This window comes from Chryseobacterium cupriresistens, from assembly GCF_046614675.1.
Taxonomy (GTDB): Bacteria; Bacteroidota; Bacteroidia; order Flavobacteriales; family Weeksellaceae; genus Chryseobacterium; species Chryseobacterium cupriresistens.
In genome coordinates this window covers 355,763-368,476 of sequence record NZ_JBKKJT010000004.1, presented here as the reverse complement: position 1 = coordinate 368,476, position 12,714 = coordinate 355,763, and the positions used below count along the sequence as shown (strand labels likewise).

The 12,714-nt window shown below is 38.0% G+C and carries 12 protein-coding genes; 6 read left to right on the top strand and 6 right to left on the bottom strand.

The window, feature by feature from the left end; all coding sequences use genetic code 11:
• Positions 1–7: 7 nt before the first annotated feature.
• From ACLI50_RS13935 to queA, 4 genes are all read right to left on the bottom strand, one after another.
• On the bottom strand, positions 8–916 hold the full coding sequence (locus ACLI50_RS13935; protein WP_343639157.1) for a hypothetical protein: 909 nt from the start codon (positions 914–916) through the stop codon (positions 8–10).
• Positions 917–1,153: 237 nt separating this feature from the next.
• A complete protein-coding gene (locus tag ACLI50_RS13930; RefSeq protein WP_411414040.1) occupies positions 1,154–2,104 on the bottom strand; it encodes a sterol desaturase family protein in 951 nt (316 codons plus the stop codon).
• 74 nt (positions 2,105–2,178) lie between these two features.
• On the bottom strand, positions 2,179–3,213 hold the full coding sequence (rlmN, locus tag ACLI50_RS13925; RefSeq protein ID WP_202839242.1) for a dual-specificity RNA methyltransferase RlmN: 1,035 nt from the start codon (positions 3,211–3,213) through the stop codon (positions 2,179–2,181).
• Between the two features lie 70 nt (positions 3,214–3,283).
• On the bottom strand, positions 3,284–4,333 hold the full coding sequence (gene queA / locus ACLI50_RS13920; protein WP_034696367.1) for a tRNA preQ1(34) S-adenosylmethionine ribosyltransferase-isomerase QueA: 1,050 nt from the start codon (positions 4,331–4,333) through the stop codon (positions 3,284–3,286).
• A 153-nt stretch (positions 4,334–4,486) separates the two neighbouring features.
• Between queA and ACLI50_RS13915 the strand changes: the two genes are divergently transcribed.
• The 6 genes from ACLI50_RS13915 to ACLI50_RS13890 all read left to right on the top strand — a co-directional run bounded on the left by ACLI50_RS13915 (position 4,487) and on the right by ACLI50_RS13890 (position 9,749).
• Complete coding sequence (locus tag ACLI50_RS13915) at positions 4,487–5,200, top strand: hypothetical protein (protein WP_202839234.1); 714 nt, start codon at positions 4,487–4,489, stop codon at positions 5,198–5,200.
• Positions 5,201–5,236: 36 nt separating this feature from the next.
• Positions 5,237–5,929 carry an AIM24 family protein gene (locus ACLI50_RS13910; RefSeq protein WP_062672057.1) on the top strand — a complete coding sequence of 231 codons (693 nt, stop codon included), beginning with the start codon at positions 5,237–5,239 and terminating at the stop codon, positions 5,927–5,929.
• 71 nt (positions 5,930–6,000) lie between these two features.
• Positions 6,001–6,183, top strand: a complete 183-nt coding sequence (locus tag ACLI50_RS13905) for a hypothetical protein (protein WP_202839232.1) — start codon at positions 6,001–6,003, stop codon at positions 6,181–6,183.
• Positions 6,184–6,407: 224 nt separating this feature from the next.
• Positions 6,408–7,805: a Gfo/Idh/MocA family protein gene (locus ACLI50_RS13900; protein ID WP_411414039.1), complete on the top strand. Its 1,398-nt coding sequence runs from the start codon at positions 6,408–6,410 to the stop codon at positions 7,803–7,805.
• Positions 7,795–8,709: a nucleotidyltransferase family protein gene (locus ACLI50_RS13895; RefSeq protein WP_202839227.1), complete on the top strand. Its 915-nt coding sequence runs from the start codon at positions 7,795–7,797 to the stop codon at positions 8,707–8,709. Before ACLI50_RS13900 ends, ACLI50_RS13895 begins: the two co-directional genes overlap by 11 nt.
• A complete protein-coding gene (locus ACLI50_RS13890; protein ID WP_343639171.1) occupies positions 8,700–9,749 on the top strand; it encodes a phosphotransferase enzyme family protein in 1,050 nt (349 codons plus the stop codon). The genes ACLI50_RS13895 and ACLI50_RS13890 overlap by 10 nt, the downstream gene beginning before the upstream one ends.
• 192 nt (positions 9,750–9,941) lie before the next feature.
• On the opposite strand, the gene ACLI50_RS13885 is transcribed toward ACLI50_RS13890, so the two are convergent.
• Entirely contained in the window at positions 9,942–10,436 is a 495-nt protein-coding gene (locus ACLI50_RS13885) for a DNA-deoxyinosine glycosylase (protein WP_202839224.1), read from the bottom strand.
• A 150-nt stretch (positions 10,437–10,586) separates the two neighbouring features.
• Positions 10,587–12,581, bottom strand: coding sequence for a S9 family peptidase (locus tag ACLI50_RS13880; RefSeq protein ID WP_343639174.1), 1,995 nt, complete (start codon positions 12,579–12,581; stop codon positions 10,587–10,589).
• Between the last annotated feature and the right edge of the window lie 133 nt (positions 12,582–12,714).

Genomic DNA, 12,714 nt, shown 5'->3' with positions numbered 1-12,714 from the left:
GGTAAAATTAATCTTTGAGTTGTTCTTTCGGGATAAAATAAAGTGAAGGTTTTGCAGTTCCCAACGGAGACCTGAATTTTTCTCCTGAAATATAAATTCCGTTTTCATCTGCGCTTATCCCTTCAATTTGTGATAATGAAAGCGCAGTTCCAAGGTAATAATGTCTGGGTTTTTCTTTAAAAAATATGCCGGGTTCCGTTTCTGCAAAAACATCTAAAAAGATCTCCGTTTTCCTGGTATATCCCACTAAATAAAGCTTTTTATCAAAATAAGAGGCATCTGTAACCACGAAACCTGTTTTATAGGTTTCTATCTTCTCTGCTTTCTGCAGTTCTGAAATTTCCGGATCTACGATATAATGTGAGGTTGCTTTTGAAGCCCACTCTTTGGTAAATATATGCAGCTTTCCATTCAGATAAATCATGGCTTCCGCATCGAAATCGTTTTTTGTGTTTTTAGAAATAAACTCAATCTGTTCGGGATAATAAAACAGAATTTTTGTTCCGTCAAAGGCTCTTTCCGAGCCGGGAATTTTAATATCATTAGACTCATTGAGACGTTGGTATGGGACTTTGTAAATCATCAGATCTTTTCTTGTTCCGGTATTGTTTCCGAAATCCCCGATATAAAAATTTTCTCCGTCATTAGCTAACGCTTCCCAATCTGTATTGATCAAATTGGTTTTCAGTGTCCTGATAATTTCTCCACTCTTTTTATCCAATTCAAAAAGTTCGGCAGGATTTCCACTGTCATTGAATGTATACAATCTTCCGTTTAAAATATTCAGTCCTGAAGTTTCCTGAATTTTATCATCTAGGTAATTAACTCTGTATTTTTTTATTTTCAGAAAATCAGTCCGCTGGGAAAATGCAGATTGGCCAACGAAAAGTGCAACAATCAGAAGGAGTTTTTTCATAAGACAAAAATAAGGTTTTATTGTGAGTTAGAGACTTGGAGACTTGGAGGGTTTGAGCTAAAAGCGTTTGCATGCGATGCGAGGTACGGGTTTCGGGATGCGGGTTTGAGATAAGAGTGGAGATTCCTACGGAATATAAATACTGTATAGCCTTTGAAAAATGCCCATTCTAAAAATAGAAAAACGGACTAAAATAGTCCGCTTTTCCCTTAGATTTCTATTGATTTAAATCAGAAGTTAAGCCGTTTTCTGCTCTTTCTGATTTTGCTGTTGTTCTTTCTTTTGTGCCTGTTTTGCAAAATACTCTTTCTGATATTGCCTTACCGTTTTTCCCGTTCCATCATGTCTCCATCCCGGTGAATTGAAAATATAATTGATTCTGTCTGTAAATTTTAATCCAGGCTGCTTCAGATCTTTCCAGATTTTTCTCCATTCATAAAATAATACCGTATCCGGTCTGTTATCCGGCATTTTTGGATAGATTCCATATTTCACGGGTACATTCGGATCTTCTTTTTGGAAGGTTCCAAATATTTTATCCCAGATAATGAGACACATTCCCATGTTTTTATCCAGGTATTTTACGTTACAAGCATGGTGTACACGGTGATGAGAAGGCGTTACCAGAATATATTCCAGAAATCCCATACTCTTCACAGTCTGCGTATGCACCCATGTTCCATACACTTGTCCTATAGCGTATGCCACCATAATATGCCAGGGATTGAATCCTAAAAATGCCAGCGGCGAAAAATATAGATATCTGTAAAGCGGCTGTAATACCGGGCTTCTGAATCCTGTTGTGAGGTTAAAATATTCTGAGCTGTGATGCGTAATATGAACTGCCCAGAATGCTCTGGAACGGTGGTCCACATAATGCAGCACATAATAGGCAAAGTCTGTGATGATAAAACATGCCAGCAAGTACCATACGCTAAGGTCCCAAGAGAAAAGCCTGTGATGGTAAAAGAAGAACATTACGCCCATAGCAAATGCCTTCATGATAAGGTCAAGGCCAAAGTTCATCAATGCAAGATAAACATTGGTGGCAAGATCTTTCCCGCTATATAACTTAGCTTCTGAAACGTGGCTGTAAATCATTTCCGCTAAAATAACAGTGGCATGCAATGGGATAGCCCATGCATACACATTTTCCAGCCCGTCCTCGCTCATAAGAAAATCCATCATCACAAAATAATTTGTGCAAAGGTAGGGTTTTAAGCTATTTTTTAAGAAAGTTTTAGGCTTTTTTTAAGGAAATTTTAATCTGTTGTTTTGTTGGCCAACTGTCCGCAGGCGGCATCAATATCACCTCCACGGCTTCTTCTGACCATTACAGTAATCCCTGCATTTTCAAGCTGACGGATGTAATTTTCTTCTGCCTGCTTGTTACACTGGTCATATTTTCCGTCCCCGATCGGATTGTATTGAATCAGGTTTACTTTTGAAGGAACCTGTTTGCAGTATTTGATTAAAGCTTTAATGTCTTCATCGCCGTCATTGATTCCTTTCCATACGCAGTATTCAAAAGTAATCACAGAACCTGTTTTTTGATACCAATACTGAAGAGCATCCATAATATCCGTCAATGGGAACTTATCAGAGAAAGGCATAATTTCATTGCGCTTGGATTCGATAGCAGAATGAAGGGATAAAGCCAGTTTCACGCGCAGTTCATCATCTGCAAGCATTTTGATCATCTTAGGGATACCGGATGTAGAAACGGTAATTCTTCTTGGAGACATTCCCAATCCTTCCGGCTGGGTAATTTTTTTGATGGCTTCCACTACGTTTTTGTAATTCATCATCGGCTCTCCCATTCCCATAAATACGATATTGGAAAGCGGTCTGTCGAAATACATTCTGCTCTGGCTGTCAATCAGGGCTACCTGATCCACAATTTCAGCAACTTCAAGGTTTCTCATCCTTTTCAGTCTTGCTGTAGCACAGAATTCGCAGTTTAATGAGCATCCTACCTGCGAAGATACACAGGCTGTTGTTCTTGTTTCTGTAGGAATAAGAACAGATTCCACCATCAGTCCGTCATGAAGTTTCACTCCGTTTTTGATGGTTCCGTCAGAGCTTTTTTGAAGAAGGTCTACGGAAACAGGATTAATGGTATATTCTTCCGAAATTCTCTCACGAAGTGATTTTGAAAGATTCGTCATTTCGTCAATCGAATGGAGGTTTTTACTCCATAGCCAGTCATAGACCTGTTTCGCACGAAACGGCTTTTCTCCTAAAGACACAAAGTATTCTTTAAGCTGGTCTAGTGATAATGTACGGATATCTTTCATTGTAAGGTTGTAGATTTTAGGTGGCAGGTTGCAGATACTATTACCTGCAACCTTTTACCTATTATCTTTTTTATAGAATTAACATTGCATCACCGTAAGAATAGAATTTATACTTTTCTTTTACGGCTTCTTCATAAGCATGCATTACAAAATCTCTTCCGGCAAATGCAGCAATCATCATGATTAAAGTAGACTTCGGTGTGTGGAAGTTCGTAATCATTGAGTTCGCTACTCCGAAATCGTGAGGAGGATAAATGAATTTGTTTGTCCATCCGTTGAAAGCAGAGATTTTTTTGTTTGAAGAAACAGAAGTTTCCAATGCTCTCATGGTAGTAGTACCTACTGCACATACTCTTCTGTGAGATTCTACCGCTTTGTTAATGATGGCAGCATTTTTCTCATCGATAATGATTTCTTCAGACTCCATTTTATGTTTGGAAAGATCTTCTACCTCAATCGGGTTGAATGTTCCCAATCCCACGTGAAGGGTAACTTCAGCAAAATTGATCCCTTTGATCTCCAATCTCTTCATCAAATGCTTAGAGAAGTGAAGACCTGCTGTAGGGGCAGCTACTGCTCCTTCTACTTTTGCATAGATTGTCTGATATCTTTCTGCATCTTCAGGTTCTACAGCTCTTTTGATATATTTTGGAAGTGGAGTTTCTCCCAATTCTTTTAGTTTTGTTCTGAATTCGTCGTAAGATCCGTCGAATAAGAATCTTAATGTTCTTCCTCTTGAAGTTGTGTTATCAATAACCTCAGCTACCAAAGACTCATCTTCAGTGAAGAATAATTTGTTACCAATTCTGATTTTTCTTGCAGGATCTACCAAAACATCCCAAACTCTGGTTTCTTTATCAAGCTCTCTTAATAAGAAAACTTCAATTTTAGCACCTGTTTTTTCTTTATTTCCGTAAAGACGTGCAGGGAAAACTTTTGTATTGTTGAAGATGAACAAATCTTCTTCATCAAAATAATCCACAACATCCTTGAATAATTTGTGCTCGATAGTCTGTGTTTTTCTATCAAGTACCATTAATCTCGCTTCGTCTCTGTGCTCTGATGGGTGTTCTGCTAATAATTCCGCAGGAAGATCAAAATTAAAATCTGATGTTTTCATTTTTTAAATTACGGTTTAAAAATTATTGAAATTACAAGGTGTAATTTTCGGAGTGCAAATATACGACATTGAACACCCCTTTGTCAAGTATTATTTACAATCAAATATAAAACCGTGATTTTACGGGGAGTTTCAAGACATAAAAGAGTATTTTTGGAAAAATTAAAATTCAATATGGAACCTGTAAGTAAAATATACTTCATTGATAATCCGTATCCTAATGGCCACAAAATTGAAACCTTTAGCTGGAGTGGAAGAATTGATGAATCTGGATTTATCTGGTTTGATTTTCATTTAAAAACTGAAAATTATTACGCCAATGACGATGAAAACGGGGAAGACGACGACGAAGATCTGTCCGACTGGGACTCCAAAATCGTATGGAGAAACTATCATGCCTGTACACTCTCGTCCAACTATTGGGGTGAACAGAGAGGAATCAGAATTAATAACCTTGATGAAAAATTAGATTTCGATGCTGTTGTTCAAAATGATCTTTTCAGTAATGATCTTCCGTCTGAACAACATTCTGATGATGATGATCTTGCTTTCAACATCTACCTGCTGGGGCATGACAGCTGTGCCGGACATCAGATCCGGTTTTCAAAAAAAGAGAATCACCGGTATGATATTATATGGACAGGCAAAATAGCATTGACCTACGCAGGCGATTATGAGTTTTCACATGATTTCAAAGCGGAAATTTTCAATACAGAATTTGAAGGTTTTCATTACCCTAAAACCTGGTCACTGGAAAAGGCAACTGAGATGTTCAAAACCAGACTTGCCCATTTTGAAGCGTATGAATTTGTAGATCTGAATCCTAAAAGTAACAAAAGGGAGTATAAACTCGACAAACTAAAGTAATAACACTCTAAAAACAGCCAATTAAAAAATATCATTATGAGTAAATATTCAATTGAAGCATTTATCAACGAAACCAAAGAAAATCCGCAGCAAAGAGATTATTTTGAACTGGAAACGAAACATCTTCTGGAAATCAACCTTAACAATCAGGCAGTATGGACGAAAAGAGGAAGCATGGTAAGCTATGTGGGAAATATCAATTTTGAAAGACAGGGAATGCTGTCCGGAGGAATTGGAAATCTTTTAAAGAAAGCTATCAGCGGTGAAGGAGCCAGGCTGATGAAAGCAGAAGGAACCGGAAAACTATATGTTGCAGATTCTGGGAAGAAAGTCCGTATTCTGTATCTGAACAATGAATCTGTTTGTGTAAACGGAAATGATATCCTTGCCCACGAACAAAGCGTAAAAAGTGATATTACTATGCTGAAAAGCATTGCTGGAATGATGTCCGGAGGTCTTTTCCAGGCAAAACTTTCAGGAACGGGCCATATTGCTATTACAACTCACGGAGATCCTTTAACTTTACTTGTAACTCCTGATACACCTGTATTTACAGATCCGAATGCTACTGTGGCATGGTCCGGAAACCTAAGCCCGGAACTGAAAACGAATGTTTCTTTCAAAAGTCTTATCGGCAGAGGAAGCGGCGAAGAGTTTCAGATGAAATTTTCAGGACATGGATGGGTACTGATTCAGCCTTATGAGGAGGTATATTATATGGAAAAATAAAAGAGACAAATTGTGAAGTGATTTAGTGTAAATACTTTAATGATAATGAACTTTTTGATGAGATTACAAAAATGACTTATTCTGAAATACGAACATTTTTCAGAGACTATATTGAAGGCAGCCATCCCATTCCTTTAAAAGAATATCTGGAAAAAGCAAGTTTTAGTTATGATGAAGCCACTGGAAAAGTAACTCATGACTCCAACCCTGATTCAAAACAAATTGCATTAAGAAAAGACTGGATCAATCAATAAATTTTCACGTATATAACAAATATTTTTAAAAAAAATATAAATGAGTAAAACTGCTAAAAAAGTGAAAATTAATAATCTATATTTTAATAACTACAAAACTGTTCAATTTTAAAATCCAATAAGCCTCAAATTCTTACAAACCACCTTCATCACTTCATTCTCTAATTATCTATCACCTTACCGGGATTTACAAAAGTTTTAATATATTTAAAAAAAATATATAGATGAACAATAGTAACTCCCGCAGAACCTTTCTTAAGACTGCAGCTTTGGCAAGCTTTGGGGCATTGGTTTTACCCAATTCTTTATTTGCTTATTCCAATGATTTTAAAACAGATAAAAAAGTCCGCGTCGGTTTTATCGGTGTAGGTCTTCGTGGCCAGGAGCATGTAAAATTACTAGCAAAACGTAATGATGTGGAAATTGTGGCGTTTGCAGATCCGGAAAAAAGGATGCTTGCCGCATCTCAAAAAATCTTAAAAGACAACAATAAACCGGCTGCCCAGGAGTTTTCCAACGGGGAATATGATTATAGGAATCTTTTAAAATTAAAAACGATAGATGCTGTTGTGATCGCTACTCCATGGGAATGGCATCTTACCCAGGGTGTGGAAGCCATGCGCGCTAAAAAGATTGTAGGCATGGAAGTTTCCGGAGCGATAAAGCTTCAGGACTGCTGGGAATTTGTAAAGGTATATGAGGAAACGAAAGTTCCTATCTTTATGATGGAAAATGTATGCTATCGAAGAGATATTATGGCCATCCTGAATATGGTCCGTAAAGGAATGTTCGGAGAACTGGTACATGGAAGAGGCGGTTATCAGCATGATCTGAGAGGTGTTCTTTTCAATGACGGGGTTAATCCATACAATTCCGGTGCTGAGTTTGGAGAAAAAGGCTTCAGTGAGGCAAAATGGAGAACCGAACATTATGTAAAGCGTAACGGCGAGCTTTATCCTACTCATGGATTAGGTCCGGTTGCAATGATGATGGATATCAACAGAGGGAACCGTTTAACAAGGCTTTCTTCATTCTCTTCAAAATCTGTAGGGCTTCATAAATATATTGTTGAGCATCCCAAAGGGGGACAAAACCATCCTAATGCCAAAGTAAAATTCAACCAGGGAGATATTGTAACCACTCAGATTGCCTGTGCCAATGGAGAAACCATTCTTCTTACTCATGATACAAGTTTACAAAGACCTTATGATCTTGGTTTCAGAGTTCAGGGAACTGAAGGATTGTGGCAGGATTTCGGATGGGGAGATTTCAACCAGGGACATATTTATTTTGAAAAAACCATGAACCATACCCACCGTTGGGACAATACTGAAAAATGGATGAAAGAACACGATCATCCGATGTGGAAAAAGTTTGAAGCTACTGCTGCAGGCGCAGGACATGGCGGAATGGATTTCTTTGTAATGAATACTTTTATTGAATGTATCAAACGGAATATAGAGTTCCCGATGGATGTGTATGATCTTGCATTGTGGTATTCAATTACACCATTAAGCGAAGAGTCTATTGCCAAAGGAGGTCAGGTAGTTGATATTCCTGATTTCACCAATGGAAAATGGAAAACCCGTAAACCTGTATTTGGAATGACCGATGAGTTCTAAGAAAACATTACTTATACTGGCAGGCGGATTAGGAAGCAGATACAAGGGGCTTAAACAGGTAGACGGAATACTCGATAACGGCTCGCCAATTCTTGAGTATTCCATCTTTGATGCACTGGAAGCCGGTTTCCAAAAAGTAGTTATTATTGTCAACAAACTGATTCCTGAAAGTTATATTGAAAGGCTCAACGGCATTTCAAAAGCTAAAAATTTTGAATTGCTTTGGGTATATCAGGAGATAGACAGCATTCCTATTTCACTGGAAGGTTTTGATTATCCCGATCGTAATAAGCCATGGGGAACCGCTCATGCCGTACTTTGCGCCAAATATTCAATACAGGAACCTTTTGTGATGATTAACGCGGATGATTTCTACGGAAAAGAAGTGTATCAGCTCGCTGCACATGAAATTAACCATCATCATATATCAGATACACAATTAGGGATGATTGCTTATCCTGTGGGTACAACATTGAGTGGAAATGGTACTGTAGCCAGAGGAATATGTACGCTGGATGCTGAAAACTACCTGATCAAAGTAGTGGAACAAACATCCATTCAAAGAATAAATAACTCAATTGTTTACATTGAAAACGGAGAAAGTATACAACTGGATCCTGACACCCTGGTATCCATGAATTTTTTTATTTTCCACCCTCACATTTTCTGTTATCTGGACACCTATTTTTATGATTTCATAGAATCTGATCCACTGCCTGATCAGGAATTTTATATTCCTTCTGCAGTACAAAGAATGATGGATGAAAACAGAGTAAAGGTAAAGGTGAAAGTATCTCCTTCCCCATGGATGGGAGTTACATATGCTGATGATAAAAAGGAAGTTAAAGATTTTCTGATTTCAGAGATTAAAAACAACAGATACCCGGAAAATCTATGGAGCTAAATGATATTGTTGCTGAATTTATCGGTACGGATAGTTATGACCTTACTCCTATTACTGACGGGTTGATCAATACCACCTATCTTCTGGAGGATAAAGGTCAGGGGAAAAAGTTTATTCTGCAGAAAATCAACAATCATGTTTTTAAACAGCCGGAAGTGGTCGTTAATAACCATTTAATGATCAATGAAGTGCTCAGGTCAAATCATTATCAATTTGAAATTATAGAACCTGTTCCTTCTCTTACCGGTAAAATTCTGGTAAAAGATAAAAATGGCCAGCCATGGCGTATGCTCAATTTTATAGAAAACAGTACAACATTCCTTACTGCTCCCTCTTTGCAGACGGCTTTTGATGCTGCTAAAACCTTCAGTTATTTTCTCAATACGGTAAATACTGAAAAACTGCCTGCCATTGAAGATTCTCTTCCCAATTTCCTCAATTTTGAGAAAAGGGTTACGGATTATAAAAATGCACTCAAAGATGCGGCTCCTCAGTTAAAAGAAAATGCTAAAGCTGAAATTGAAATCACTAACCAGCTTTTATCCTTGCCGGACCGATGGATTGAAATGGAGAAAAACAATCAGATCCCAAAAAGAATTATTCATGCAGATGTAAAGATCAGTAATATTCTCTTTGATCAGAATCATAAGCCGCTGGCTGTGATTGATCTGGATACCATAATGATTTCTACCATTTTATATGATTTTGGAACGATGATCCAGTCGTATACCAATACCACCCAGGAAGATGATGGAAGTGCCATAGATAATTTCAACCCTGAAATGTATAAAGTCGTAAAAGAAGGATTTTTATTTCATTTAAAAGAAAAACTGACACCGCTGGAAACTGAGAATCTCGATTATGCAGCACAGGTCGCCATTTATATTCAGGAACTTCGTTTCTTAACCGATTATCTGAATGGGAGTACCTATTATTCTATCGCGCATCCTGAACACAATCTGGACAGAACTAAAAATCAATTGGAACTGTTAAAAGGATTGAGAGAATATCTGGAGCTGGTGGAGAGTCGGAGAGTTTGAGGGTTTGAGGGCTGGGTTTATAAAGTATATAGATTCCTACTGAAAGACAAAGTGTACGGATAAATAAAGCGTCCCAGTTGTCCATTCCGTAAGAATCTAGCTTTATCTTCTCCCTCTCAAACCCTCTCATTCCCAAACTCTCAAACTCTCCCAGTCAATATCCCGAATCCCGCACCTCGAATTCCAGAACTCCTAATCACCCAAAAATTCCAAAATTCTTTTCCACTCTTCCAGCTTCTTTTCAAAAGAAACCGTATGAAGCGGGCTGGTAGAAGGCAATAAAAAAACGGGCAGCTTATAATCTTTCCCGAGCAGTTTCTGTAAGTTCTTGTATGACTTTCCGCCGTTGCAGAAAATAGCTTGGATGTTCGGATGTTCTTCTAACAGTTCTGCAATCTGATTGGCTTCTTCATTCCTGATTTCAGAATCCAGACTTCCTTTTCTCTCGCAGGAATCAATGACATCCCACAGGGCAATATGATGTTTCTTTATCGTTTCAATTCTTTGTGTGTAATCATCAGTAAATTGTTCGTTCAGCAATTCAAAAATGATTTTCCAGAATTTATTTTGCGGATGGGCATAATACTGCTGTTTTTCCAGTGATTTCACTCCGGGAATTGATCCTAAAATCAGAATTTCAGACTGAGCGTCAATAATGGGTGGAAATGAAGAAATACGCTTTTGCATATTCAAATATAAAGATTTAATTTATTTTAATTAGGCAGGAAACCGGGAGCCTGAAGAAGGAAGTTATTGAGGTTTTGGCTAAAGTCATTGTTTTTTTAATTAAAAAAAACGGGCTAAAGCCCGTTTCTATTGATATTTTATATTGTTTGTCTACAAAGTTTCCTTCAGCCAGTCAAAGAATTCTCTCTGCCATACCAATCCGTTTTGTGGATGAAGTACCCAGTGGTTTTCGTTCGGGAAGTACACCAGTTTAGATTTTAATCCTCTTAATTTTGCAGCCTGGAAAGCTTCCTGACCCTGCTCGTAGGGAACACGGAAATCGATTCCTCCCTGAACAATCATAATAGGTTTGTTCCATTTTTCTACAAAATTGCTTGGATTGAATTCTGTGTACGCTTTTGGAAGTGGTTTTTCCCATGGAGAACCAAGATCCCAGTTGGCAAACCATAGTTCTTCGGTAGTCAGATACCATGATTTCATATCAAATAAACCATCGTGAGCAATAAATGTCTTGAATCTGTTCTCATGGATTCCAGCTAACATAAATACGCTGTATCCTCCATAACTAGCTCCTACAGCTGCTACTCTGTCACCATCCACGTAAGGTAAAGTTTTCGCAAAGTCTGTTGCTGCCAGATAATCTCTCATTGGCTGCCCACCCCAGTCTTTTGAAATTTCTTCATTCCATTTTGTTCCCCAGCCTGGCATCCCTCTTCTGTTTGGAGCCACTACGATATAATCGTTGGCTGTCATAAGAGCAAAGTTCCATCTTACACTGAAAAACTGAGTAAGCGCAGACTGTGGTCCACCCTGGCAATATACCAGAGTCGGATATTTTTTGTTCGGGTCAAAGTTCGGTGGATAGTGGAACCAAACTCCCATTTCTTTACCATCTGAAGTTTTCACCATTTTAAGTTCAGATTTCCCCTGAGCCAGCTTAGCATAAGTTTCCTTGTTCGCTTCAGTTACCTGCTTCATTTCTCCATTCTTAACGTTTACAGAGAATAATTCTGTAGCATGGTTTACGTCTGTTCTTCCTACTAAAAGTGAAGTTTTATTGTCTGTAAAGATTTCGTTTACGTCAAAATCTCCTTTAGTGATTTGCTGTACTTTTGCTGATTTTGAATCCAGCGAGAAAAGCTGTTTTGTACCTCTGAATGCCGCTGTGAAGTAGATCGTTTTTGAATCTGCTCCCCAAAGAACGTCTCCTGAAACACTTTCATCCCAGCCTGAGGTAAGGTTAGTGGTCTTCCCTGACTTCCAATCCAGGATTTTCACATCATTTTTATCTGCTTCATATCCATCTCTGGCCATACTCTGCCAGATCAGAGATTTTCCGTCCGGGCTGAATTTTGGGTTTACATCATATCCTTTGTTGGATTCTGTAAGGTTTTTGGTAGTACCTGATGCCAGATCATAAGCAAAGATATCGGTATTGGTACTTGTAGCATATTCTTTACCACTTTTAGGTTTGGTAACATATAAAAGCTGTGCAGAATCCGGGCTCCAGATAAAATCTTCAGCACCACCGAAAGGTCTTTGCGGAGAATCCCAGGTTTTTCCTTCCAGAAGATCTTTCGCTCCTTCTACTTTATCGGCTGTATTCACTACAAATACATGGTTATATTTTCCTTCATTGAAATAATCCCAGTGTCTGTGATTCAGGTCTGTGTATACCTGAGCCGTTGTTTTAGGAGTATCGCTGAATTTATCTTTCCCCATTACTTTTTCTACCAATACCTGCTTGCTGAAAGCAATTTTCTTTCCGTCAGGAGAAATTACGATATTATCTGCTTCACCAATGGTATAAAATTCTGTCCAGGTTTTTCCGGCATCTTTAGAAAGATAGATTTTATCTCCTTCCTGAGCATAGATTCCGTTTTTATCCCACTGAATAAGGGCTTTTTTCCCGAAATCGATTTTGGAAGACTGGTTATTAAGAACATTCAGAAAATAGTTTTCATTTTTCGTTTTCTCTGTTTTCAGGTCTACCTGCCCTACTTTATAGATAAGAGAACCCTGATCTGGTGAAACTGCCTGTACCCCAACTTTTTTCAAAGTCCAAAGAATTTCAGGCGTCATTACTTGTTGTGCATTCATTAAAAGCGGAGCTGCCAAAGCCAGCAGGCTGTACTTAAGTTTCATATGTTGATATTCATTTTTAACGGATGTACAAAATCAGTTGATTTCCTACATCCTTTTATTAAATTCAAAGATTGCCAAAGTTAATATTTAAAATAAAAACGGACGAAAGAATTAACATTAAGTTTTTAAAGTT

Coding starts and splice junctions, on each gene's coding strand:
- ACLI50_RS13935 (WP_343639157.1), bottom strand. CDS start 916: ATGAAAAAACTCCTTCTGATTGTTGCACTTTTCGTTGGCCAATCTGCA.
- ACLI50_RS13930 (WP_411414040.1), bottom strand. CDS start 2,104: ATGATGGATTTTCTTATGAGCGAGGACGGGCTGGAAAATGTGTATGCA.
- rlmN (WP_202839242.1), bottom strand. CDS start 3,213: ATGAAAGATATCCGTACATTATCACTAGACCAGCTTAAAGAATACTTT.
- queA (WP_034696367.1), bottom strand. CDS start 4,333: ATGAAAACATCAGATTTTAATTTTGATCTTCCTGCGGAATTATTAGCA.
- ACLI50_RS13910 (WP_062672057.1), top strand. CDS start 5,237: ATGAGTAAATATTCAATTGAAGCATTTATCAACGAAACCAAAGAAAAT.
- ACLI50_RS13905 (WP_202839232.1), top strand. CDS start 6,001: ATGACTTATTCTGAAATACGAACATTTTTCAGAGACTATATTGAAGGC.
- ACLI50_RS13900 (WP_411414039.1), top strand. CDS start 6,408: ATGAACAATAGTAACTCCCGCAGAACCTTTCTTAAGACTGCAGCTTTG.
- ACLI50_RS13895 (WP_202839227.1), top strand. CDS start 7,795: ATGAGTTCTAAGAAAACATTACTTATACTGGCAGGCGGATTAGGAAGC.
- ACLI50_RS13890 (WP_343639171.1), top strand. CDS start 8,700: ATGGAGCTAAATGATATTGTTGCTGAATTTATCGGTACGGATAGTTAT.
- ACLI50_RS13885 (WP_202839224.1), bottom strand. CDS start 10,436: ATGCAAAAGCGTATTTCTTCATTTCCACCCATTATTGACGCTCAGTCT.
- ACLI50_RS13880 (WP_343639174.1), bottom strand. CDS start 12,581: ATGAAACTTAAGTACAGCCTGCTGGCTTTGGCAGCTCCGCTTTTAATG.